The organism is Cellulophaga omnivescoria, assembly GCF_001999725.1.
Taxonomy (GTDB): domain Bacteria; phylum Bacteroidota; class Bacteroidia; order Flavobacteriales; family Flavobacteriaceae; genus Cellulophaga; species Cellulophaga omnivescoria.
Genome location: NZ_MDDP01000006.1, coordinates 78283 through 103580 on the forward strand (window position 1 = coordinate 78283; position 25298 = coordinate 103580).

The 25298-nt window shown below is 33.1% G+C and carries 17 protein-coding genes; 8 read left to right on the forward strand and 9 right to left on the reverse strand.

What is annotated here, in order from left to right; translation table 11 throughout:
* Positions 1-152: 152 nt before the first annotated feature.
* From BFJ87_RS03995 to BFJ87_RS04015, 5 genes are all read right to left on the reverse strand, one after another.
* Positions 153-1748 (reverse strand): sulfatase family protein, encoded by a 1596-nt coding sequence (locus tag BFJ87_RS03995; protein WP_077400272.1) that lies wholly within the window; start codon positions 1746-1748, stop codon positions 153-155.
* A 24-nt stretch (positions 1749-1772) separates the two neighbouring features.
* The gene (locus BFJ87_RS04000; RefSeq protein WP_077400274.1) at positions 1773-3155 is read right to left on the reverse strand and encodes a sulfatase-like hydrolase/transferase; all 1383 of its coding nucleotides are present in this window, start codon (positions 3153-3155) and stop codon (positions 1773-1775) included.
* Positions 3156-3157: 2 nt separating this feature from the next.
* Positions 3158-5629, reverse strand: a complete 2472-nt coding sequence (galB, locus tag BFJ87_RS04005) for a beta-galactosidase GalB (RefSeq protein WP_077400277.1) — start codon at positions 5627-5629, stop codon at positions 3158-3160.
* Positions 5630-5641: 12 nt separating this feature from the next.
* Positions 5642-7165 carry a sulfatase family protein gene (locus BFJ87_RS04010; RefSeq protein WP_245799585.1) on the reverse strand — a complete coding sequence of 508 codons (1524 nt, stop codon included), beginning with the start codon at positions 7163-7165 and terminating at the stop codon, positions 5642-5644.
* Positions 7166-7315: 150 nt separating this feature from the next.
* Positions 7316-11587, reverse strand: a complete 4272-nt coding sequence (locus BFJ87_RS04015; protein WP_245799586.1) for a two-component regulator propeller domain-containing protein — start codon at positions 11585-11587, stop codon at positions 7316-7318.
* Positions 11588-11852: 265 nt separating this feature from the next.
* On the opposite strand from BFJ87_RS04015, the gene BFJ87_RS04020 reads away from it, so the two are divergent.
* The 8 genes from BFJ87_RS04020 to BFJ87_RS04055 all read left to right on the forward strand — a co-directional run bounded on the left by BFJ87_RS04020 (position 11853) and on the right by BFJ87_RS04055 (position 20536).
* Positions 11853-12860, forward strand: coding sequence for a zinc-binding alcohol dehydrogenase family protein (locus BFJ87_RS04020; protein WP_077400286.1), 1008 nt, complete (start codon positions 11853-11855; stop codon positions 12858-12860).
* 9 nt (positions 12861-12869) lie between these two features.
* Positions 12870-14522, forward strand: coding sequence for a UxaA family hydrolase (locus tag BFJ87_RS04025; protein WP_077400289.1), 1653 nt, complete (start codon positions 12870-12872; stop codon positions 14520-14522).
* Between the two features lie 34 nt (positions 14523-14556).
* A complete protein-coding gene (locus BFJ87_RS04030; RefSeq protein ID WP_245799587.1) occupies positions 14557-16035 on the forward strand; it encodes a tagaturonate reductase in 1479 nt (492 codons plus the stop codon).
* A 1-nt stretch (position 16036) separates the two neighbouring features.
* On the forward strand, positions 16037-16864 hold the full coding sequence (locus BFJ87_RS04035; RefSeq protein WP_077400295.1) for an amidohydrolase family protein: 828 nt from the start codon (positions 16037-16039) through the stop codon (positions 16862-16864).
* Between the two features lie 10 nt (positions 16865-16874).
* Positions 16875-17666 (forward strand): SDR family oxidoreductase, encoded by a 792-nt coding sequence (locus BFJ87_RS04040; protein WP_077400298.1) that lies wholly within the window; start codon positions 16875-16877, stop codon positions 17664-17666.
* Positions 17667-17760: 94 nt separating this feature from the next.
* Positions 17761-19101 (forward strand): L-fucose:H+ symporter permease, encoded by a 1341-nt coding sequence (gene fucP / locus BFJ87_RS04045; RefSeq protein WP_077400301.1) that lies wholly within the window; start codon positions 17761-17763, stop codon positions 19099-19101.
* Between the two features lies 1 nt (position 19102).
* Positions 19103-19444 carry an L-rhamnose mutarotase gene (locus BFJ87_RS04050; protein ID WP_077400304.1) on the forward strand — a complete coding sequence of 114 codons (342 nt, stop codon included), beginning with the start codon at positions 19103-19105 and terminating at the stop codon, positions 19442-19444.
* Between the two features lie 144 nt (positions 19445-19588).
* Positions 19589-20536 (forward strand): family 16 glycosylhydrolase, encoded by a 948-nt coding sequence (locus BFJ87_RS04055; RefSeq protein ID WP_077400307.1) that lies wholly within the window; start codon positions 19589-19591, stop codon positions 20534-20536.
* Positions 20537-20617: 81 nt separating this feature from the next.
* Here BFJ87_RS04055 and BFJ87_RS04060 read toward each other — a convergent pair whose 3' ends face one another.
* The 4 genes from BFJ87_RS04060 to aldA are packed head-to-tail and all read right to left on the reverse strand — an operon-like array spanning position 20618 to position 25289.
* Positions 20618-21631, reverse strand: a complete 1014-nt coding sequence (locus BFJ87_RS04060) for an L-rhamnose/proton symporter RhaT (RefSeq protein ID WP_077400310.1) — start codon at positions 21629-21631, stop codon at positions 20618-20620.
* 34 nt (positions 21632-21665) lie between these two features.
* On the reverse strand, positions 21666-22709 hold the full coding sequence (locus BFJ87_RS04065; protein WP_077400313.1) for an aldose epimerase family protein: 1044 nt from the start codon (positions 22707-22709) through the stop codon (positions 21666-21668).
* 11 nt (positions 22710-22720) lie between these two features.
* Positions 22721-23812: a mandelate racemase/muconate lactonizing enzyme family protein gene (locus tag BFJ87_RS04070; RefSeq protein WP_077400317.1), complete on the reverse strand. Its 1092-nt coding sequence runs from the start codon at positions 23810-23812 to the stop codon at positions 22721-22723.
* A 22-nt stretch (positions 23813-23834) separates the two neighbouring features.
* On the reverse strand, positions 23835-25289 hold the full coding sequence (gene aldA, locus BFJ87_RS04075) for an aldehyde dehydrogenase (RefSeq protein WP_077400320.1): 1455 nt from the start codon (positions 25287-25289) through the stop codon (positions 23835-23837).
* Between the last annotated feature and the right edge of the window lie 9 nt (positions 25290-25298).

Consider the following 25298-nt stretch of genomic DNA (forward strand, 5'->3'; position numbering starts at 1 on the left):
TATTTGGTAATTAGATATGTATTGAAAAATAGAACATATGGTTTATTACATATTTTTAAGGTATTATTAGTGTTAAAAAGGAAAGTGTTTGTATAAAAAAAGACCTTGAATTATGTTTTCAAGGTCTTATAAATTTTGGTTAAAGTAATAAGTTATTTCAATTCTAATTCTTTTAATTCCTCTGTAGTTTCCCCTCTTAATTGTGTATATATAGAAACAAGTTCAGATAGCTTTTTGGCGTTTGTTTTTGCCAAATTGTTTTGTTGCTGTTTATCTTCTTTTAAATTATAAAGTTGATACTCATTAGCTATACCCAATTCTATGTTTACTTGTGTATTTATAGCTTTACCTGGGTAAGGCGGAATAAGCACCCAGTCGCCACTCCTTAAAGCTGTTTTTTTGCTAGCTTCTAAAATTAAATGCTTTCTTCCGTTGTTAGACTTTCCTAAAAATGCATCTAATAATTGCTTGCTATCATTTGTGTTAGTATTACTGCCTGTTAGTTTAGCTAGCGAACTAAGTAAATCTACTTGGCAAACCAAAGCATTAGATACAGCAGGCTTTATTTTTCCTTTCCAATACGTAATAAAAGGTACACGTGTGCCAGCATCAAATAAACTGTATTTGCCACCTCTTAAGCCACCTGCAGGTGTATGTTTTCCTAATTTTTCTACAGCATCATCAAAATAGCCATCGTTTAAAACAGGACCATTATCACTGGTAAATACAATTAAAGTATTTTCTAATAGTTTTTCTTCTTCTAATGTTTTTATAAACTCACCAATAATCCAATCTGCTTCTAAAATTACATCACCTCTAGGACCCATTCCAGATTTGCCTACAAAGCGTGGGTGTGGTGTACGCGGTACGTGTGGCTGTTGTAAAGCGTAGTATAAAAAGAAAGGCTCATTTTTATGCTCTGTAACATATGACTTAGCTTCTTTTAAAAAATGATCTGCCATATCTACATCACTCCATTTGGCAGCTTCACCACCTTTCATAAAACCAATTCTAGGAATACCATTTACAATGCTATTATTATGTCCATGATGCCATTTCATACTTAACAATTCCGGATTGTTTTTGCCTGTTGGTTGGTTGTCATAATTTTTAGAATAATCTACTTCTATAGGATCTTTTGGGTCTAAACCATCTACGTGTCCGTTTTTTATATAAACTGTTGGTACACGATCTTGTGTTGCTGCCATAATGTAAGAGTAATCAAAACCAACTTCATTAGGACCAGGAGAAACACGTTCATTCCAATTCACATTTCCTTGTCCAAGTCCTAAATGCCATTTACCAACAATACCAGTAGCGTATCCTTGTTTTTTAAGCATTTTAGGAATGGTAGTTTGCTCTGTATTAATTATAAGTGGTGCAGTACCAGGTAAAATTGCCGCATCTTTATTACGCCAAGGGTACACACCAGTTAGTAAGCCATATCTACTAGGCGTACAGGTTGCAGATGTTGCATAACCATTGGTAAACCTAACGCCATCGTTGGTAAGTTTGTCTATATTAGGAGTACTTATTTCTGTAGCACCATTAGCACTAATATCTCCGTAACCTAAATCGTCCATATAAATAACAACAATATTTGGTTTGGCGGTTTCCATTGTTGTATTATTTTTAGCAGAATTGTCTGCCTCTTTTTTAGTTTCTTTACAGCTGCTTATAAAAATACTAGTTGCAATTGCCAGCGAAACGTAAATATATCTTTTTTTGTTTTTAAGTAAATGTATCATTGAATTGGTTTTGTGGCTAAAATATTACTTTTTTAATGATTTTTCTCGTGTTTTTCTCCATCTTTTATCCTCTTTAACTACATTTTCTGCGTGTGGATCTAACCAACCAGGAGTCTTGTTTTTTGCATCCCAGTTGGCATAAGACTTTTCTAAATCTATACATATTTCTGGGTGTTGGGTAGCAATATCATATCGCTCTAAATTATCTTCTTCAATATTAAAAAGTAGGGTTTTATTTTTATAGGCACTTTTATACAATTTGTACTTGCCTTTTCTTACGGCATATTCAAAATTACCAGAAGATCTCCAAAACAGAGTCTTGTGCGGTGTATCTTTATTTTTATTCAGTATATAAGGCATTAAATCTACACCATCTAATTGTTTTTCTATAGCAGCATTACCACCAGCAGCATTTAAAAGTGTAGGAAATACATCTAATGAAGATATAGGTTTTTTATACCTACTATGTTCTTTTATTTTGCTTGGCCATGAGATAAAAAAAGGTACTTTTATTCCGCCTTCAAACAACATTCCTTTGTGACCTCTGTAAGGTCTGTTATCTGCATGTTGTATTCTTCCGCCATTATCACTTAAAAAAACTAAAATAGTATTGTCTTTAATACCATTAGCAACAAGAGTAGAATCTATTTTACCAATATTAGCATCTACAGCATTTACCATAGCAGCATAAACACTTCTGCCAGCATACTCTATATGTTTGGTTTGCTCTAAATATTTTTTTGTAGCGTGGTCTGGTGCGTGTGGTGCGTTATAGGCTAAGTAAATAAAAAATGGGTTTTTATCTTTTTTGTTGATAAAATTGATAGCTTCATTGGTAAAATCATCAGTTAAGTAGGTTAGTTCTTCCTCTGCAACTGGCTTTGTGTTGCGGTAAATAGTCTGAATTTTGCTTGTTGCTTTTCCCCAATAGTTCATACTTCCGCCAGGAAAACCAAACCAATGGTCAAAACCTTGTGCAGGTGGGTGCAGATTAGGATGATCTCCTATATGCCATTTGCCAATTGCACTTGTTCTGTATCCTTGTTCTTTTAATGCTTCAGATATTAGTTTTTCAGATAAAGGTGTACCAATTGTTGCATCATTTTCACCATTGTATGGCATATTACAGTCGTGCCCAAAACGCGCCTGATACCTTCCGGTAAGTAATCCAGCTCTAGACGGACTGCAATAAGGATGAGAAACATATCCGTTAGAAAAAATTACACCTTCAGAAGCTATTCTATCTAAATTTGGTGTAGGAATATCTGTAGCACCATTAAAACCAACATCTGCCCAACCTTGGTCATCTGTTAATACCACAATAATATTGGGCTGTTTTTGTGCAGTTATTAGTTGCGCAAAATAAAAGAAACAAAAAACAAGTATTACATTTTTAAGGCTACTCATTCCTATTTAGTTTTTATAGTTATTGTGGCAGAGGTAAGGTTATCTGCAGTAGCTGTTAATGTTATTTTACCAGGATTTTCTGTAGCTTTTAAAATGGCTAAACTTTTACCGTAAAATGACGTAATATAATTTACCTGAAAAGACTCTAATGAGGCAGAGTTGCCATTGCCAACAGCTTCTAAATTGCCATTACCTGATACTTTAAAATTAATTAGATGATTTGCTTTAGGACATAAGTTACCGTCTTTATCTTCAACCCTAACTGTAATAAATGACAAATCTTCTCCTGTAGCATTAATAGTATTCCTGTCTGCTATTAATTTTATTTTATGAGGTTTACCTGCTGTTTTAATTTCTTTTGTAGCTACAGGCTTTCCATTTTTATATCCAACAACTTTTAAGCTTCCAGGTTGGTAAGGTACATTCCATGAAAGTCTGTATTTAGAATCAATAGTACCACCTTTAAAACCATTGTATTCTGCAAAAATGGTAGTAGTATCTTTTCCTTTTATTTTTTTGCCATAAGATTTACCGTTTACAAAAAGTTCTACTTCATCACAATTTGTATACGAGTATACTGGTATGTTTTGACCTTCTTTACCTTCCCAATTCCAATGTGGTAATACGTGTACCATTGGCTCTTTTGTCCATTGGCTTTGGTATAAATAAAACCTATCTTTAGGAAAACCTACTAAATCTACAGGTGCAAAATATGATGCGTGGGATGGCCAATCATCATTCCAATATCCGTTAGTGGAGTTGTCTCTTCCTCCATAAGGAGTGGGTTCTCCTAAATAATCAAAACCAGTCCAGATAAATTCTCCCAACGAGTGTGGATTCTGTTTTTGAGCTTCAAATTCTACTTCTGGAGGGTATGTCCAAGACGGCCCAATATTTACATCGTAACTAGAAACCTGATTAGTTTCTTTGCTAACTCTTTCTTTTAATGGAAACTCATAGTAACCTCTAGTACTTGTTTGTGAAGATGTTTCTGATCCATAAAAAATCATATCAGGGTTTTGTTCTCTAATTTCTGCATAATAAGCAGGCTTGTAGTTAACACCAACAACATCTATTTGGTATGCTAATTTGTTTTTAAATGAAGCAGGGTAGTAGTTAAAACCAGCAGTTGTAGGTCTGGTATTGTCTTCATTATGACAAATGTCATTTAACATTTTAGCTATTTTCCAGCCATCTTTTTTACCTTGTTCTAAAATTTCGTTTCCAATACTCCACATAATTACAGAGGGGTGGTTGCGATCTCTTTTTATCATATCTCGCAAATCTTTCTCTGCCCATTTGTCAAAATATTTATGGTAACCATTAGGTACTTTAGCCTCTTTCCATTCATCAAAAGCTTCATCAATAACCACAATGCCAAGTCTATCACAAACCTGCAGCATTTCTGTAGAAGGTGGGTTGTGACTAGTACGCAGTGCATTTGTACCCATTTGTTGCATTATTTGCATTTGGCGTTCGGTAGCTCTGTAATTAACAGCGGCACCCAAAGGGCCAAGATCATGATGCATACAAACACCATTAAGTTCTACTGCTTTTCCGTTTAAATAAAAACCTTCTTTTTTAAACTCAATAGTTCTAATACCAAATTCTGTAGTATACTCGTCTATTGTCTTGTTATCTTTTATAACACGACTAACAGCTGTGTATAGGTTTGGTTTGCCAATATCCCATAAAATAGGGTTAGGAACTGTAATTTTTTGCACCTCTTTTTGTTCAGATGCTTTAGCTAGTTCTATTTTGTTGCTTGAAACAGCAACAGTTGTATTGTTAATGTCTAAAATGGTAGTTTCTAGTACAATGTTTTCAGTTGTATTTAAGGTGTTTTTTAGTTTAGTTTCTACGCTAACAACGGCTTTATTACTTGCCACTTTAGGTGTAGTAATGTATGTTCCCCATTGCGGAATATGTATTGGTTCGTTTAACTTTAAACGAACTTTGCGGTAAATACCAGCGCCAGGATACCATCTTTCGGATAAAACTTCTGGAGCCAATTGTACGGCAATAACATTGTTTTCTCCAAATTTTATAAACGGAGTTAAATTATACTCAAACCCACTGTAACCGTAATGGCGTTCTCCTACAAAATTGCCGTTAATATACACTTTGGAGTTGTCCATAACACCATCAAACTCTATAGAAATTTGTTTGTTTTTGTTTTTGGCGTCTACAGTAAAATGTTTTCTGTACCAGGCAATACCAGCTATAGGTAAACCACCTGTACGTGCATTATTTTTATCACTAAACGGACCTTCTATAGCCCAATCATGTGGTATGTTTACTTTTCTCCAATTGCTATCATTAATAGTTATGGCTTCTGCATTAGGAATACTATCTTTTATAAATAACCAGTTTTTATTAAAATCTTGGTCTGTTAAAACTTCTATTTCCTTTTCTTGACAAGAAGAAAAAAACATCAGAAAAAGTAGTAAAGCAGTTAATTTATATGTTTGCATATGGTTTATTTTTTAGTTTGATTTAAGTTGAGGTTTAGACGTAGAAATATCTAACGGGTCATTCATTGTTTTTTGAAGCTTTTGTAGTTCATTAAACAACTGTAGCACCCTGTTTTGCTCTTCCGGTAGGTTAGCAATATTATTCATTTCTTCAGGATCTGTTTGTAGATTAAACAGCAGTACTTTTTTAATTTTAGGGTATACAAGAAGCTTGTAACCATCTTTTCTTATCATTCTTTGTACATCTAAATACGCACCATAAATGCTTTTGTAATTGCTTTTTGTATTATTTTGTTTTGCTAACTGTAAAAAGCTATTAAACTCTATGTAATTAGGTTTTTTTATACCTGCAATTTCTAACGAGGTTGCCATAGCATCTTGCAAGTACACATCTGCAGTATTCTTTTTGTTTTTAGGGATATCTGGACCAACAATTATCATTGGAGGTCTAATACTGTGGTCAAATAAATTTTGTTTGCCAAGTAAACCATGTTTTCCCATAGCTAAGCCATGGTCTGATGTAAAAATAATATAAGTGTTATCCATTTTTCCTGACTTTTTTAATACTGTTAGTATGTCTCCTATTTGAGCATCTAAGTGCGTTATGCTAGCATAATACTCTTTTATATGAGTTTTTATGGCAAGCTCTGTTCTAGGAAAAGGAGCTAAGGCTTCGTCTCGTAAATCATCACCATTTGCAATATTGTGCCTGTATGGATACTCTGGTAAAAAGCTTTTTGGAATAGTAATGTTATTTACATTGTACATATCTTGGTAAGCTTTTGGAGCCTGCCTAGGATCATGCGGAGCATTAAAAGCCAAGTACATAAAAAAAGGTGTTTCTTTTTCTTTGGCAGAGTTAATAAAAGAAATGGCATCGTCTTTTAAAACTTCACTCCAGTGTTTTCCGCCTTTCCAGTAACCACCTTTAGTAATATCTGTAGGTAACCAAGTAGTATCTGTAGTAGTTTTTGGTCTGTTATAGCCATTAGGCATAATTGTTTTAGAATCTGGATTTTTAGTTTTGTTAAGAGAATCGAACTTTGCAACCATTGTTGCGTGGTCCCAAGCATCTTTTGGCATACCAGGTCTTATGTTAGCAGTATATTTAAATACTTTTGTAGCAGGAGCATCTACGTGCCATTTACCAGTCATATACGTGTCATAACCACTGTTTTCTAATAGTTTAGCCCAAGTTTTATCAATAGAATCTTGTTTTTTCCAATTTTGTCTAAAATTATTAGCTCTCCATACGGTTCTGCCAGAAATAAGCATTGCTCTAGATGCTGCGCAAACTGCACCGCTCCATGAACCCATATTGTATGCGTTAGTAAATGTGGTTCCTTGCTGTACAAGAGCATCCATATTTGGAGTCTTAATTTCGGAATTTCCTAGAGCATTAATGGCAGTGTAGGTTTGGTCATCTGTAAAAATAAAAACAATATTAGGTTGTTGTTTTTTTGACTTTGGATTGCTTTTTTTACCACAAGCACTAAGTGTAAGTACTAGTATTAAAATAGCTGTATAAATCTTCATAACTACATATTTTACCATAAAATTATTGTGCGCACTAAAGTTGTACGCACAATAATAAAATTAACTCCTATGTAACAAAGTTGAGATTTGCAGCTTTAAAAGTAGTATACAGATGGTTTTAATAATAAAACATATGTTTTTTATTACAAGCTATTCTTTGTCTGTAGTGTCTTCACTATTAATTCTAATGTATTTGCTAGGTACAACACCAAACTGTTTTTTAAAACATTTAGAAAAATATGATGCCGTATTAAAACCAGTCATGTACATAATTTCTTTTACAGATAAATCGCTCTTTTCAAAAAGCTGTACAGCTCTTTTTAACCTAATGTTTCTTATAAACTCACTAGAGGAGAGTCCTGTTAGTTCTTTAATTTTTAAATACAAGTTACTTCTACTCATATTCATTTCCTTAACTAACATTTCTACACTAAACTCTGAGTTCATCATATGCTTTTCTACAATTTCTATGGCGTTTTGTAAAAAAGTTTCATCAGAAGACGTAACTGTAACCTCGTTTGGCTGTAGTGTAATTTCTCTATTAAATTTTTTCCTTAATTTTTCTCTGTCATTTAAAATATTAGAGAGTTTAATCTCTAATAATTCTAAATCAAAAGGTTTTCTAATGTAAGCATCTGCACCAGTTTTTAGGCCTTCAATTTCTTTTTCTTGAGACGTTTTAGCAGTTAACATTACAACAGGAATATGACTGGTTTCTTGTGTAGATTTTATTTGGTTACAAAATTCTATACCATCCATAACAGGCATAACTAAATCTGTTATCACAATGTTAGGAATAAACTTTTTGGCAAGTTCTAATCCTTTTTGTCCGTTTTCGGCTTCATAAATATAATAGCTCTCACCTAATCCTTTTTTAATAAATGATCTTATATCTGGGTTGTCATCAATAATTAAAAGCATTGGTAATTTAGATCTAGACCGTGTCATATTCTGGTCTATAATATCATCCATAAAACTTATGGCATGCGACTCTGCATCTACCTTGCTGATAAATGTATTGTCTTCAAAAACCTCATGAAAGTTAAGCTCTTTCTTTTCTTCATAGGTTTCTTTATCTTTTGGTAACCAAACATAAAAAGTAGATCCGTTTTCAGAATCGCTTTTTACTTTAATAATACCTTGGTGTAGTTCTACCAAGTTTTTTGTAAAAGATAAGCCTATGCCTGTACCTTTAGTGTTTACATGAGTTGTTAATCCAATTTCTGTGTAAAAACGTTCAAAAATATGCTGCAATCTGTGTGCAGGTATACCAGGTCCAGAATCTTTTACTTGAATAACTATGTATTTAGATTGGTCTATATCTAGTGTAATACCTGTTGGCGTTTTAAAATCTGTGCCATTAAATATATCTAGTTTAATATTACCATTTTCTGGAGTAAATTTAAATGCATTAGAAAGTAAGTTGTTTATAATTTTTTCTACCGCATCAGGATCAAACCAACTTAAAATAGATTCTTTAGAAACATTAATTTCAAAATTAATATTCTTTTTTCTGCTTAAAAACTGAAATGGTTCACCAACATCTTTTAAAAATTCTACAATATTATTTTTACTTAGATTAAGGCTCATTTTTCCGTGATCCATTTTTCTAAAATCTAATAATTGATTTACCAAACGTAATAAGTAATCTGTGTTTTTACGCATTAATACATATTGGTCTTTTGCTTCTTTTGGGCTAATGGTATCTGCCTTTTTTAGCAAAAAATCTAAGGGTCCTTTTATAAGGGTTAATGGAGTTCTAAATTCATGAGAAATATTTGTAAAGAACTCTAATTTTAAACGGTGAATTTCTTCGTGTTTTTCTTTTTCTAAGTGCTCTAGTTCTAGCTGGTGTTTTTCTGCAGATCTAATTATAGTATATCTTCTAAAAGCAAGTAGCAGGGCAATTGCTAGTAATATATATAAAGCTTTGGCAATATTTGTTCTCCACCAAGGTGGTGTAACATCTATCTTTAACTCAATAGGGGTTTCATCCCAAATATAATCATTGTTAGATGCTTTTATTTTTAATACATAAGAGCCAGGCTCTAGGTTGGTGTAAGTGGCGTATCTGTTTTTTGATGTAGTATAGATCCAGTCTTTATCAAAACCTTCTAGTTTATAGGCATATTTATTTTTTCTGGATGCAGCATAGTGTAATGCGGCAAACTCAAAAGAAAAGCTATTTTCACTATACTTCAGTTTTATTTTATTTATAGAGTTTATAGATTTATCTAAAATTACTCTTCCGTTTATAAGCTCACCAATAGCAACTGGTTTGTTAAAAACAGAAAAATTTGTTAGTACAGTTTCTGGTTTAATTTTGTTACTAATTATTTCTTCTGGATAAAAAGTAGTAAACCCATTTACCCCTCCAAAAAATAGTTTTCCTTCTTTTGTTTTTAATGCAGTAAGCTCACTAAACTCGTTACTTTGCAGACCATCATTAACATCATAATTCTGAAAAGTTTCAGAGGTGGGGTTAAATTTAGATAATCCGTTGTTTGTAGACATCCATAAATTACCTTGGTTATCATCTAAAATACCTTTAATAACATTGTTAGGTAGCCCATCTTTTTCTGTGTAACGTTTAAAACGTATTTTTTTGTCTTTATTTACAATAAGTTTGTTTAATCCGCCTCCAAAAGTACCAACCCAAATGGTACCAGATTTACTCTCAAAAACAGTTAATATGTAATTGTGACTAAGTGTAGTGTCATCTTCAGGATTGTTTTTAAAAGTTTCAAACTTTGGTGTTTTTGACCTTTGTTGCTCTGGGGTTAATTTGCTTAACCCGTTACCAGTTGCAAACCATACATTTCCCTTGGAATCTTCAAAAATATCTCTAATAATATTGTTAGGTAAACTAAATTGTTGGTTGTTGTTGTACCTTAAAATGTCTTTGGTAAAACTAATACTGTCTTTATTAATTAACCACCTATGTATACCACCATTGTAGGTTCCTATCCAAATATTTTTTTGTTTGTCTTGAAGGATAGAAAATACGCTACCAGATACATCTGGAATTAACTTTAAATCGTTCTCATCTAATTTTTTGTTGCTTGTAACATCAATTTCATAAAGTCCGGGAGAAAACTCGCCTCCAATAAAAATTTTTCTTTTATTTTTTATTTTAACTTCTTCTATAGCAAATATTTTATTGATGTTGTTAAAGTGTTGAAACTGATTAAAATCTTTGGTAATCTTGTTTTTTTCAATAAAATTTAATCCTCCACCTTCTGTCCCAATCCATAAATTTTGTTTACTATCCTCAAAAATTGCTCTTACTTTATCATTACTTAAACTATTTGGGTCTAGACTTTTTTTTATGTGAGAAAACTGTTTTCTATTAGGATCAAATTTATTTACACCACCGCCATTGGCACCTGCCCAAATAATACCAGTATGGTCTACGTACAAAGATTTAATAGCGTTTTTAGTAAGACTATAATTTGGTTTTCTTGGGTCGTATATATAAGTGCTAATTAATTTTGGTGCAGTATTAGCATTGTTAGAAAACTCTAGTAAGCCATTATCTGTACCTACCCAGATTTTATTATTGCTAACTGATACTGCGTTACACGAGCCTTCATGTAAAAATTCTATTTGGTTGTTATCTTTATTAGGTGTGTATTTAAATAAACCTTTACTGGTACCTAAAATTAAATTGCCAAAACTGTCTTCTGCAATGGCTTTAACATTTACATCAGGGAAATTAATAAGTTGATTTACAGACTGAAAATAAATATTTCCATTATTGTCTCTAGATAATTTAGATAAGCCATGAGTGCCACCAATCCATACCTGGTGTTTGCTATCTTCAAAAAAGGTACTTACGTTATTAGTGCTTTTTATTGGTACAGAACTGTTTTGGTATAAGTTGTAGTGGGTAAATTTTAAAGAGTCTGCTGGCTTATTTAAATTGGCCATACTAATCCCTTTTACTGTACCAACCCATAGCCTGTTGCTACTGTCTCTAAAAAGTACTGTTATATAATTACTTTTTAAGGAGCTATTATCTTTAGGGTTGTGTTTAAAGGTTGTAAATTGTTCTGTTTCTCTGTTAAAATAATTTAGTCCGCCGCCAGTGGTACCAATCCATAGGTTTCCTAAATCGTCATCAATTATTTTCCAAATTAAATTACTACTAATGCTTTTATCGTTCTTAGCATCTGGTTTAAAGATGGTAAAGTTATAACCATCATACCTATTTAGACCATCATGGGTTCCAAACCACATGAATCTATCTTTATCCTGAAAAATTGTATTAACATCGCTTTGCGATAAACCGTTTTCTGTAGTTAAATGCTCAAACTTTAAAGAGTTTTGTGCATATGTTGTAGTACTTAAAATAAAAAATAAGCTAGCTAATAGTAGCTTTATTTTTTGGCGAATAAAAAGTTTGGTAGGGTTGATAGTCATACTAACAAATATATCAAAATAGAGGATACAATAAGTCATATGGTTTTTTGAGTTTGTTTATTGTATACAGTTTAGTTTTAATGTAATATATTGATAAGCAATCATTTAGTTGTTCTTACGTGTTTGTTTTTAAAAGCAATAAATAACATATGTTCTAGCTTTTAAAACATATACTGTAATTAACAAAATTGATATAAGCGAACTTTACCAAAGAGCTAATAACACAATTAACTGTTAAAAATAACTAACAATAACGCCATAAATAATGAAGTATATAGTTTGTGAAAAACCAGGAGAATTTCTTTTAAAAGAGAAAGATGCACCAGTTAGAAAAGAAGATGAAGCTTTACTAAAAATTAATAAAGTAGGCATTTGTGGTACAGATTTGCACGCTTATGGTGGTAACCAAGCTTTTTTTACATATCCTAGAATTTTAGGCCATGAGTTGGCATCAGAAGTTTTAGAAATTGGCGTAAATGATAAAGGAATAAAAGCAGGAGATAAAGTAGTTGTTATGCCGTATATAAGCTGTGGAACTTGTATAGCTTGTAGAAACGGAAAAACAAATTGTTGCACTAACATAAAGGTTTTAGGTGTGCATACAGATGGTGGTATGCAAGAACAAATTACTGTGCCAGCTTCTATATTAATACCAGCTAATAATTTATCTAATGACCAAATGGCAATTGTAGAACCTTTGGCAATAGGAGCCCACGCTATTAGAAGAGCAAATATTGTAAAAGGAGAAACTATAGCTGTTGTTGGTTGCGGTCCTATTGGCATAGGAATTATGAAATTAGCACAAATTGCAGGTGCCAAAGTAATAGCACTAGATTTAAATGAGCAAAGATTACAATATGCTAAAGATAAAATAGGAGTAGATTATACCGTAAACGTAGCTAATGATCCTGTGGCTAAAATTACAGAGATTACAAATGGCGATTTATGTACTGCTGTTTTTGATGCATCTGGACATAAAGGAGCACTAGAAACTTGTCCGTCTTATATGTCTCACGGCGGAAGATTTATACTAGTAGGCCTGTCTAAAGGAGAGTTAACCTATACACACCCAGCTATACACGCAAAGGAAATGACTTTAATGTGTAGCAGAAACGCAACAACTGAAGATTTTGAACATGTAATTAACGTGTTAAATCAGTTTCCTACAGATTCATTTATTACGCACTCTGTACCTTTTACAAAAATGATTTCAAATTTTGATAGTTGGCTTAAACCAGAAACAGGAGTAATAAAAGCAACTGTAAATTTTTAAAAAATAGCCATGTCTAAAAACTACATACAACTAGATGTTAAAGATAATATTATAGTTGCCATTACAGCATTAAGTAAAGGTACAGTAGTAACTATTGCAGGCAAACAAATAGTTTTACAACAAGATATAAAGCAAAAACATAAGTTTGCTTTGCACGACTTTAATCCTACAGATAAAATTTTTATGTATGGGGTTTTAATAGGTAAAGCAACCACAACAATTAAAGCAGGTAGTGCAATTACAACAGAAAATATAAAACATGCATCATCGGACTTTGCAAATAAAAAAGAAGAATTTGTTTGGAGTGCACCAGACATATCTAAGTTTAAAAACAGAACATTTAACGGGTACCATAGAAAAGATGGTAAAGTAGGTACTGCCAATTATTGGTTGGTAATACCACTAACTTTTTGTGAGAACAGAAATATTGATGTTTTAGAAGCTGCACTTACAGAGAAACTAGGGTACCAAACAAAAAAAGATTTTGCTGTAGATACAGATGCTTTAATTAAGCAGTACAAATCTGGAGCAAGCAAAGATGCTATTTTAAGTACGCCTATAATTACTACTCACGAGGAAATGGCTAAAAATAGGGTGTTTACTAATGTAGACGGAATTAAATTTCTAAAGCATAATGGTGGTTGTGGAGGTATTAGGCAAGACTCTGAAACCCTATGTAAATTATTAGCAGGTTATATATGCAACCCAAATGTTGCAGGTGCTACAATTTTAAGTTTAGGGTGCCAAAATGCACAAATTTCTATGCTGCAAGATGCCATTTTATCCATAGACCCCATTACTGCCAAACCAGTTCATTATTTAGAGCAACAACGTAGTTTAAGTGAGCGTAAATTTATTGAAGAAGCAGTTAAACATACATTTTTAGGTTTAATAGAAGCTAATAAAATTACTCGTAAACCAGCACCGCTTAGCAAATTGGTTTTAGGGTTAGAGTGTGGTGGTTCTGATGGATTTTCGGGAATATCTGCAAACCCAGCTTTAGGTTATGCGTCAGATTTATTAGTGGCTTTAGGCGGTAGTCCTGTTTTAGCAGAGTTCCCAGAGTTAAATGGCGTAGAGCAAGAAATAATTAATAGGTGTGTAACAGAAGAAGATTCTAAAAAGTTTTACAATTTAATGAGAGCGTACTCAGCAGCAGCAGTTGCTGTTGGTTCTGGCTTTGAGAACAACCCGTCTCCCGGAAATATTAAAGATGGTTTAATAACAGACGCTATGAAATCTGCAGGAGCAGCCAAAAAAGGAGGTACATCTCCTGTTGTTAGCGTGTTAGATTATACAGAGCAGGTTACAAAACCGGGTTTAAATTTGTTGTGTACACCGGGTAATGATGTGGAGTCTACTACAGGTTTGGTTGGTTCTGGTTGTAATGTAGTAGTATTTACAACTGGCCTAGGAACACCCACGGGAAACCCAGTTGCACCTGTTTTAAAAATGTCTAGTAATACCAGCTTATACCAACGTATGCAAGATATTATAGATATAAATGCAGGTACTGTAATTAGTGGCGAGGATACCATAGAAACTATGGGTGAAAAAATATTAGAACATATTATAAAAGTTGCTAGCGGAGAACTAGCATCAAAAGCAGTAATACATGGCAATAACGACTTTATTCCGTGGAAAAGAGGAGTTTCTTTATAAGTACTATTTACGTAGTAAACAACGCATTATAAAAATGGCAACAAAAGAAAAAACAATACAATTATTAGATAGGCATACGGCTAAAAAACCAGTTATACATCCCATACGTGTTATGCAATTTGGCGGAGGTAACTTTTTGCGCGCCTTTTGTGATTGGATGTTTGATGTGTTAAACAAAACAACAGCGTTTAATGGTAGTGTAGCTGTAGTTAAACCAACAGAAACAGGAGATTATACTGCTCTTAGAGAGCAAAACGGTTTGTTTACTGTAGCCTTAGATGGTATTAAAAATGGGGAAACAGTATCAGAAGTTACTTTAGTAGAATCTATAAGTACCATTATTCAGCCTTACACAGAATGGGATAAATATTTGGCATTAGCAGAGTTGCCAGAATTACGATTTATAGTTTCTAATACAACAGAAGCCGGAATTCAGTTTTCTGAGAATGATAAAATTGCAGATTGTCCTCCTAAAGAATTTCCTGCTAAACTAACATTGTGGCTGTATCACAGGTATAGTTATTTTAATGGAGACAAGGATAAAGGCTGTATTTTATTGCCTTGTGAGTTAATAGAAGATAACGGTGAGGCTTTAAAAGAAACAGTGCTACAGTATGCAAAACATTGGCAATTAAAACAAGAGTTTATAGACTGGATTTTAAATTGCAACCATTTTTGCAGTACACTGGTAGACCGTATAGTATCTGGTTATCCTACAGGCAGAGCTCCATTTATAGAGAAAAAAACAGGTTTTAAAGATAAACTTTTAGTTGCTGGGGAAGAGTACCATAGTTGGGTAATTAAGGCAAATGCATTGGTGCAAAAAGAATTGCCTTTTGCTAAAACAGATTTAAACGTACAGTTTGTAGATAATTTACACGATTACCGAGAAATGAAAGTGCGTATCTTAAATGGTGCACATACTTCTTTAGTTCCGGTTGGTTATTTAGCCGGTTTAAGAACGGTAAAGGAAAGTATGGATAATGAGGTGGTTAGCAATCATATTTTTCAAATTTTAGCTACAGAAATTAAACCTACGTTAACTAAGTTTTCTTCAAATGAAATAGATGCTTTTATAGATGCTGTTGTAGACAGGTTTAGGAATCCTACACTTCAACATTTTTTAATTGCAATATCATTAAATAGTACCTCTAAATTTCAATCTAGATTATTGCCAGCATTTAAAGATTATAACCAGTTACACGGCTCTTTTCCTAAACGTATTGCTTTTTCATTGGCTAGCTTAATTCGTTTTTATAAAGGTAGTTTTAATGGAGAAACTATTGCTGTTACTGATGATAAGTTGGTCTTTAATTTTTTTAAAAACCAATGGGAAATGGTAGATAATAAATCACAATCTGTAACAGATTTGGTTGCACATACCTTAGCTAATAAAACTATAGTTGGAGAAGATTTAACAAAGTATAAAGGACTGGTAGATTTTATTGCTAAAAGCATTACGGCTATTGATGAATATGGAGTAGAAGAATGTTTAAGAAAAATGGAAAAGTAATATGATAATAGATGCGCATCAACACTTTTGGAAGTATGAACCAACAAAACATAGTTGGATAGATGATACTATGGCTGTAATTAGAAAAGATTTTATGCCAGCCAAACTAAAGAAAGTTTATTTAGAAAATAATATAGATGGTTGTGTAGCTGTACAGGCAGACCAAACTATACTAGAAAATGACTTTTTAATAGACTTGGCTTCTAAAAATAATTTTATAAAAGGTATTGTTGGTTGGGTAGATTTTAGAGCAGAAAATATTGATGAGGTTTTAAAACATTACAGTAAAATAAAAATAATAAAAGGGTTTAGGCACGTAGTACAAGGTGAGCCAGACCATAATTTTTTATTAAGATCCAATTTTTTAAACGGAATAGCTCAATTAGAACAATACAATTTTACGTATGATATTTTAGTGTTTCCCCATCAATTGGGGGCAGTACTAGAGTTTGTGAAAAAGTTTCCTAAAATAAACTTTGTTATAGATCATATTGCTAAACCATATATAAAAGATGGTTTTTATGATGGTTGGGCTAACTTAATGTTGGCAATTGGCGCACAACAAAACGTTTACTGCAAACTATCTGGTATGGTAACAGAAGCAGATTACAAAACTTGGACACCACAAACTATAAAGCCTTATATGCAATTGGTTTTAAAAGCATTTGGAGCAGATAGGTTATTATTTGGGTCAGATTGGCCTGTGTGTTTAGTAGCGGGCAACTATAAAAGAGTAAAAGAGTTAGTTACAGATTTTATTTCCCAATTAAGTGCAGAAGATCAAGAAAAGATACTAGGGTTAAATGCTGTAAAATTTTATAATTTATAAAAGATATAAAATGGATTTAGGATTAAAAGATAAAGTTGTTGTAGTAACAGGCGCTGCAGGTATTAAAGGAAGTATAGGAGAAACAATTGTTCAGCATTTAGCGGCAGAGGGCGCAATACCAGTTATAGTTTGTAGAAATGATAGAGGTTTTGGGTACGAAAAAGAACTTAAAGAAAAGGGTATAGATGCTTTGTTTGTAAAAACAGATTTATCAGACCACATACAAATTGAAGCAGCAGCTAAAACAATAGAAGAAAAATACGGTAAAATTGATGCCTTAATAAATAATGTTGGTGTTAATGACGGTGCAGGTTTAAGTGCTTCTATAGAAGATTTTATGTATTCTCTTAAGCTTAATATGGTAAGTTATTTTGCAATGGCAAAATACTGTTTACCAATGCTAAAAAAAACTAAGGGTAATATTTTAAATATTGGGTCTAAAGTAGCACTTACAGGCCAAGGAGGCACATCTGGCTACGCAGCATCTAAAGGTGGAGTGTTTGGCTTAACACGCGAGTGGGCTGTAGATTTAATTAGCTACGGGATACGCTCTAATGCCATTGTTATTGCAGAAAGTTGGACACCTGCTTATGAAGCTTGGATTAAAACATTAGAAAACGGAGAAGACAAGCTTCAATCTATTGTAAAAAAAATACCGTTAGAAAATAGAATGACAATGCCTGCTGAAATTGCAGACCAATGTTTGTTTACAATATCCTCAAAATCATCACACACAACAGGACAGTTTATTACTGTAGATGGTGGTTATGTCCATTTAGATAGGTCTTTGTTAACGGAATAGCACATAAAATCATTTGTTCTATTATTTAAGCCGGTTGTAGCCTTTTGTAACAGCTGCTAATTTTAATTTTATATCAAAGTAATCATCCTAAATTATGAATTTAACCAACAATAAACCAATTGTAAAAAAGGAATTGTTATTTCCTTTTATAATGATAACCTCTTTATTTGCTTTATGGGGAATTGCAAATGACTTAACCAATCCTATGGTTTCTGCATTTAAAAAAGTAATGCCAGAATTGTCTAATATGCAGGCATCGTTAGTACAGTTTGCTTTTTACTTTGGTTATTTTTTTATGGCATTACCAGCAGCATTATTTATAAGAAAATACAGTTATAAATCTGGTATTGTATTAGGGTTATGCTTGTATGCTATAGGTGCTTTTTTGTTTTATCCGGCAGCAGCTTTTCAGGAGTTTAATTACTTTTTAATATCTCTATGGGTTATAACATGTGGTTTAGCTTTTTTAGAGACTACATCTAACCCACTAATTTTATCATTAGGAGCAAAAGAAACTGCAACGCAACGTTTAAATTTAGCACAAGCATTTAATCCTATTGGTTCTTTAATAGGAATGATAGTGGCTCAACAGTTTGTTATTTCTGCACTACGTTCTGATGATAAAAATGAAGCAGGGGAATTAATTTATGACGGGTTATCCTCATCTGCAAAGGCGGTAATTAGAGAAAATGACTTAAGTGTAATTAGCGTGCCATATATTATACTAGGAGTAGTAGTTTTATGTATTATGGGTATTATATTATTTATTAAAATTCCTAAATCTGTAGACGGAGATAAAATGTCTATTTCAGATTCTTTTAAAAAATTACTTGCTAATAAAAACTACATTTTTGGAGTAGTTGCACAGGCATTTTATGTAGGAGCACAAATTATGTGTTGGACCTATATTTTTCAGTACGTAGATAACATAAATGAAGGTTTACCAGCAAATAAAGCCTTAACGGCTACATGGTATAATGTAGCGGCAATGGTTATATTTTTAACTGGCAGGTGGATTGGTACAGCTTTAATGAAAACATTAAATCCGTCTCGTGTATTACTATTATTTGGTTTAGGCGGAGTACTATTTTCTGCAGGAGCAATTTTATTACAAGGGCAAGTAGGCTTGTACTCTTTAGTGGGTATATCTTTATTTATGTCTATTATGTTTCCTACCATTTATGGCATAGCACTTAAAGATATGGGAGACGAAGCTAAAATAGGATCTGCTGGCTTGGTAATGGCTATTGTTGGCGGTGCTTTAATGCCGGTTTTGCAAGGTGGAATTTTAGACTGGGGTGGTCCTGGTTTTTCAGATGTAAAAGTGTTAGGGTTTATACCAGAAATTAACTTTTCATTTATACTACCACTTATATGTTTATCTGTGGTTACTGCTTATGGCTATGTAACCTATAAATCCTCAAAAAAAATATAAAATGCAAACCAAAAGATATTGTTACTCTTGCGACCTAAAAAACGATTCTAAGCTTATTGAAGAATATAAGGCGTACCACGCAAAGGGCAAAGCTTGGCCAGAGATTACTAAGAGTATTAAGGATGCAGGTATTGTAGATATGCAAATATACCTTACAGGTAATAGAATGTTTATGATTATGGAGGTAGATGCTACTTTTAATGCCGAAAAAAAGGCAGAAATGGATGCTAATAATCATAAAGTACAAGAGTGGGAAAACTTAATGTGGAAGTACCAGCAAGAGTTGCCTTGGGCAAAAAAAGGAGAAAAGTGGATAGCTTTAGAAAAGATATTTCAATTATAAAAAATTAGTTTTTTTTAGTTCATTTGTTAGAGTTTAGACTGTTGTAATGGCGGTCTAAACTTTTTTTATGTCCAGTTTTTGTCTAGTCAAATATTTTCGTTATCAACTTATTTTTTTTCATCTTCAATTTTTAAAATAAAATTAATGAAAACTATACTTAAGGAAAAAAACTTCGTTTTAATGATTATTGCCTTCGTAATTTATATGGGCAGTTGTTCAAGTCAAGATAATAGTGATGCAGATAAAACGGCAACTGATAAAGAATTACCAAAAGAAGAAATTAAACCAGATAAAAATGATGTGTCTTTTTTGCCTAAACCAACTAACGGTAAAACTTGGACAATACAACCAAAGGTTTCTAATGAATTTAATTATGAAGAAGGAAAAGCATCTAATAAATTTTATAACCATTGGAATGATCGTTTTTTTAATGAATGGACTGGTCCAGGAATAACTCGTTATACACCTAGTCAATCTTCAGTTGTTGGTGGTGAGCTTGTTTTTAAAGCAAACATAGTAGACAATACAATTCTTACCGGTTGTGTAACTTCAAAAAGCAAAGTGTCTTATCCGTTATATATGGAGGTAAGAGTAAAACTTAGTGCATCTGTTTTATCATCTGCAGTATGGATGTTGAGTGAGGATTCAACAGAAGAAATTGATAATTTAGAAGCTTTTGGTGATAAGAGTAATGACTACTTTTCAAAACGTCTACATTTAAGTCATCATGTGTTCATACGCGACCCGTTTAAAGATTATCAACCAACAGGACCAGAAACTTGGTATGCAGATGGTAAGGGAACAATTTGGTCTGACAATTACCATAATTATGGTGTATTATGGGAAGATCCATGGCATTTATCTTATTATGTTGATGGTATACTGGTTAGAGAAACACCTGTTAACGAAATAGATCCAGAGAATTACACAAATGGTGCTGGCTTAACTAAACCAATGCATTTGATTATTAGCGCCGCCGCGCAATCTTGGAGAGAGAACCAAGGTGTAGATTTTTTAAATGACCCAACAGTAACTAACGAAGAAAAAACTGTTATGCGTGTAGACTGGATTAGGGTATATAAACCAGAGTAGTAATTGCGTATTAATAATACCAAGAAAAGCAGCCGAATTAAAATTAATTGGCTGCTTTTTATATTTTAATTTAGTGTGTTTTTATTCTATTCCATTACTGTATGCTACTAACACAATACCTATAATCATACAACTAAGCCCTAAGTATAAAAAGTTTCTTGCTTTTGTTGATGCGTTAACCCATTCTTTAGTAATAATACCACTAACAATAGCTGTTGCAACACATGAGGTGTTAAAAATGGCATAGCCAACAGTGTTACCAGAAGCTCCTAATTTGTAAGCAGCAAAGGCAAATAGGGCAGAAGCAGCATAATGAAAAAATGCCATTACTAGTATTAATACAAAGTTTTTACTAAAAGCAGGCGTTTTAAAATCTTTCCAAGCTTTTTTACTATTTAGTTGCCATAAAAAATAGGCAGTCATTACAATACCTCCACTAATAAAAATTGGGAACATAACGGCAACAGCAGTTATCCACTCTGCATTTCCTGCAGCTTGGCTAGCCTGGTGTAAATAAGGTCTTCCTGCCGCATTAGCATAACTAAAACCTGTAGCAAGTAAACCACCAACTACAGCTATTAAAATACCTGTAGTCATAGATCCTTTTTTAGCAGTATTTTCTTCTGAGTTTTTCTCTACTTTTTCTCTAATAAAGCCAGCTTTTCCGTTAGCAAAAATGCCAACTAAAACAACTAATAAACCAATTAAAATAATGGTTAGTTTGTTAGTAGGTGGTAAGCCATCTTCAATAAAAGGTAATACAGAACCTACTAAAATTATGGTTCCAATAAATAAAGAAAACCCTAAAGACAAACCAATGTGATTAATAGCCTTGCTCCACATCATAACTCCAACTCCCCAAAGAAAACTTGTAAGTCCCATTTTTATCCATATATCTGTTGGCATATTTCCAAAAATATCACCAAACCCTTTTATTAAAGTTATTGATGCAATTATTGGAACAACAAACATTGTTAGTAGAAAAAATAAGCTCCAAGTATTCTCATATTTAAAATCTTTGGTAAATTTTTCTGGTAAGGCATATAGGCCCAACATTAATCCTGCAAAAATTGCTAGTAATACTCCTTCTGTCATAGTTTGGTTGTTTTTTTGAGTGAATTAGTTATTGTTAAAATGAAAATTTAAAGACGGTTGTGCTCTTAAAATTTTCACCAGCTTTTGTAATAGATTTTGGAGAGTTTTTAATATTTGGTCCGTTAGGATACCTGTGTGTTTCACAGCATAATCCTCTAAACTTACCATATTCTAAACCATTTTCTCGTTTTAAATTATTGGCAGTGTATTTACCTGTGTATAAAAGCATACAAGGCTCTGTAGTAAAAACATCTAAACTTAATTGCTCATTTTCATTGGCTACTGTTGCTACTTTAGTTACTGTTTCTCCAGTATTATCAAAAACATAAAAATGTTCAAAACCATCATTCATTGCATTGTGTGCGTCTGCAATTTTTTTTGGGTTTCTTAAATCATCCACAGCATTAGATACATCTATTATTTCTCCTGTTGCGGCACCAGTTTCATCAATTTTTAAACGTTTATTGCTAAAAACTTGAGCTGTATGGTTCTCTATAGATGTGGTAAAGCCAGATAAGTTAAAATACGTATGGTTTGTTAATGATAATGGTGTGTCTGCATCTGTTGTTGCACTGTAGCTAATGGTTAATTCATTACTATTTGTTAGTGTAAATGTTACAGATACACTAACATTACCAGGAAAGCCCTCTTCTAAATTTTTACTTACTAAAGATAACTTTAATTTATTTTCACTAGCAGAAGTAGCATCTACGGCCCATATTTTTTTATCAAAGCCAACGGCACCTCCATGTAAATTATTAGGCCCACAGTTTTTTGCTAATTCATATTTTTGACCGTTTAAAATAAACGTAGCATCTTTAATTTGTGAGCAGTACCTACCTACGGTACTTCCAAAATAAGGAGCATTTTTTTTGTATTCATCAGAAAAATAACCATCTAAAGTGTCAAATCCACAAGCAATTTCTACTAAGTCTCCTTTTTTATTAGGTATTTGTATAGACGTAATCGTTGCTCCGTAATTGGTTATTTTTACCACCATTCCGTTTGCATTTTTTAAAGTATATAAATCTACTTTTTTATCATCTATAAGTCCAAAATTGCTTTGTATTGGTTTCATACTATTTTTTTTTATTGTTGATAAGGAGCTAGTTTTTCCCAGTTAAATACTACGCCTGTTCCTGCTTCGTTTGGAGCCACAGCTCTATGATTTTTTACAACAAGGGGTCTAGTTGTGTATTCATCTATAGGAAAACTATGTACTTCTAACCAACCTGCGTTAGGTTGGGCAGAAACTAAACTTACGTGCAGTTCTTGCATACCATGTGAACAAGCAGGAACTCCTTTTTTATCTGCTAAACGGGCAGCTTTTAACCAGCCTGTAATACCACCACAGTTTGATGCATCTGGTTGTATAAAAGAAAGCTTTGCTTGCTCAAAAGCATACTCAAATTCATGTATAGTGTGCAGGTTTTCTCCCATAGCTAAAGGAAATCCAGTTTTATCAACTATTTCTGCAAACCCTTTGTAATCATCAGGGATAATAGGTTCTTCAAACCAAGTAATATCGTATTGTTTAAAACCTTCAATAGCTTTAATAGCCTTTTCTATAGACATAGAATAATTGGCATCTACCATAAAAGTAACGTCTGGCCCAATAAATTCTCTTACCGCTTTTATACGTTCTAAATCTTCTTCTAAATTTTCTCTTCCTATTTTTATTTTAACAGCATTAAATCCGTTAGCTAAATAGGTTTTCATATTATTTAGAAGTTTTTCTATTGGAAATTGTAAGTCTATGCCGCCACAATATGCTTTACAAGTGTTGTTTGTACCGCCAGCCATTTTCCATAAAGGAAGGTTGGCTTTTTTACACTTAATATCCCAAAGAGCAATATCTATAGTAGAAATTGCAAATGATGCAATACCACCACGACCTACGTAATGTATATGCCACTCCATAAAATCATACAAGCCATCTATGTCTGTTCCATCTTTACCAATTAAAACAGAGGCAAAATCGTGTTCTACCATTGCCTTAATAGCGTGTCCACCTTTACCGCCAGTATAGGTGTAGCCTGTTCCAGTACTGCCATCTTCTAAAGTAATGGTAGTGGTTACTAGCTCAAAATGTGTGTGGTCTCCGTGTTTGGCATCATTTAAAACCTCTGGTAACGGAACCTTAAATAGCTTAGTTTTTACACTTTTAATTTTTGTACTCATTTTTAATCTTTAAAAGTTGCTACTATGCTTTATGTTTAATGTAAAATGTTTTCTTTTCCATATACTGCTCAAAACCATATTTACCATCTTCGCCACCAGAACCAGATAATTTGTAACCGTTATGAAAACCTTGGTGTTGCTCTCCGTGACCACGATTTACATAAATTTCTCCATATTCTAGTTCGTCATTACATTTCATAATGGTATTCATATCATTGGTAAAAACCATTGCAGCAAGTCCGTATTCACAGTCATTAGCATAACCAATAACTTCATCAAAAGTTTTAAACTTTAAAACGGGTAAAATAGGACCAAAAGACTCTTCATGAACAATAGTCATATCTTGTGTTACGTTAGTTAAAACGGTAGGCTCAAACCAGTATCCTTTTTCAAATTCTTTTCCTTCTGGTTTCTTTCCTCCAGTTGCAATTGTAGCTCCTTCTTTTATACTAACAGCAATTAAATGCTCCATATGTTTTAACTCGGCAGCATTTACTTTAGGTCCCATATCTGTATCCTCTAACATAGGGTTGCCAACTTTTAATGCCTTAGTTTTTGTTATGAATTTCTCCATAAAAACATCGTAAATATCTTCATGTAAATACATACGTTCATTACAGGTGCAAACTTGTCCGCAGTTGTCAAATCTAGAATGTAATGCAGCATCTACAGCAGCATCAATATCAGCATCTTTAAAAACTATAAAAGGAGCTTTACCACCAAGCTCTAACTGAACGTGAGTAAGGTTGTTTGCTGCGTTTTTTGCTATTTGTTGTCCTACAGGTGTAGAGCCAGTCATAGTTACCATTTTAGTAATAGGACTTTCTACTAGGGCATTACCCATAGCTCTTCCAGGACCAGTAATAATGTTTATAACACCAGCAGGTATACCCACTTTATTTGCTAAGTTTCCTAACTCTAGTGTTGCTAATGGTGTTTCTGATGTTGGTTTAAGTACAATGGTGTTACCAGCAACCAAAGCCGGTCCTAGTTTACGGCCAGCCAAAGCCAAAGGAAAATTCCAAGCTGTAATTGCAACAACAACCCCACGCGGAACTTTTTGAATCCATATTTGCTCGTTAGGGTTATCAGAAGGAATAATATCACCTTCAATTCTGCGAGCTCCTTCACAAGCGTATCTAATAAACGAAGCCGTAACAGCAACCTCAAAACGAGCAACTTTTAAAAGTTTTCCTTGTTCTTTGGTTAATAGTTGAGCCAAATGCTCTGTATTAGCATCAATTTCATCTGCCAATTTATATAACATATCTGCTCTAGAACGTGCTGGTAATTTTTTCCATTCTTTTTGCGCTTTTTCTGCTGCCTCTAACGCATCTAGAGCTTCTTCTGCAGTGCCGTTTTGTACATTTGCTACTACCTCTTCTGTAGATGGGTTTATAATGGCAATAGTTTCGCCAGATGTAGATTTTACCCATTCTCCGTTAATAAATAACTTGTATTCTTTAGTTGGTGACATAGTGTATGG

Coding starts and splice junctions, on each gene's coding strand:
- BFJ87_RS03995 (WP_077400272.1), bottom strand. CDS start 1,748: ATGATACATTTACTTAAAAACAAAAAAAGATATATTTACGTTTCGCTG.
- BFJ87_RS04000 (WP_077400274.1), bottom strand. CDS start 3,155: ATGAGTAGCCTTAAAAATGTAATACTTGTTTTTTGTTTCTTTTATTTT.
- galB (WP_077400277.1), bottom strand. CDS start 5,629: ATGCAAACATATAAATTAACTGCTTTACTACTTTTTCTGATGTTTTTT.
- BFJ87_RS04010 (WP_245799585.1), bottom strand. CDS start 7,165: ATGAAGATTTATACAGCTATTTTAATACTAGTACTTACACTTAGTGCT.
- BFJ87_RS04015 (WP_245799586.1), bottom strand. CDS start 11,587: ATGACTATCAACCCTACCAAACTTTTTATTCGCCAAAAAATAAAGCTA.
- BFJ87_RS04020 (WP_077400286.1), top strand. CDS start 11,853: ATGAAGTATATAGTTTGTGAAAAACCAGGAGAATTTCTTTTAAAAGAG.
- BFJ87_RS04025 (WP_077400289.1), top strand. CDS start 12,870: ATGTCTAAAAACTACATACAACTAGATGTTAAAGATAATATTATAGTT.
- BFJ87_RS04030 (WP_245799587.1), top strand. CDS start 14,557: ATGGCAACAAAAGAAAAAACAATACAATTATTAGATAGGCATACGGCT.
- BFJ87_RS04035 (WP_077400295.1), top strand. CDS start 16,037: ATGATAATAGATGCGCATCAACACTTTTGGAAGTATGAACCAACAAAA.
- BFJ87_RS04040 (WP_077400298.1), top strand. CDS start 16,875: ATGGATTTAGGATTAAAAGATAAAGTTGTTGTAGTAACAGGCGCTGCA.
- fucP (WP_077400301.1), top strand. CDS start 17,761: ATGAATTTAACCAACAATAAACCAATTGTAAAAAAGGAATTGTTATTT.
- BFJ87_RS04050 (WP_077400304.1), top strand. CDS start 19,103: ATGCAAACCAAAAGATATTGTTACTCTTGCGACCTAAAAAACGATTCT.
- BFJ87_RS04055 (WP_077400307.1), top strand. CDS start 19,589: ATGAAAACTATACTTAAGGAAAAAAACTTCGTTTTAATGATTATTGCC.
- BFJ87_RS04060 (WP_077400310.1), bottom strand. CDS start 21,631: ATGACAGAAGGAGTATTACTAGCAATTTTTGCAGGATTAATGTTGGGC.
- BFJ87_RS04065 (WP_077400313.1), bottom strand. CDS start 22,709: ATGAAACCAATACAAAGCAATTTTGGACTTATAGATGATAAAAAAGTA.
- BFJ87_RS04070 (WP_077400317.1), bottom strand. CDS start 23,812: ATGAGTACAAAAATTAAAAGTGTAAAAACTAAGCTATTTAAGGTTCCG.
- aldA (WP_077400320.1), bottom strand. CDS start 25,289: ATGTCACCAACTAAAGAATACAAGTTATTTATTAACGGAGAATGGGTA.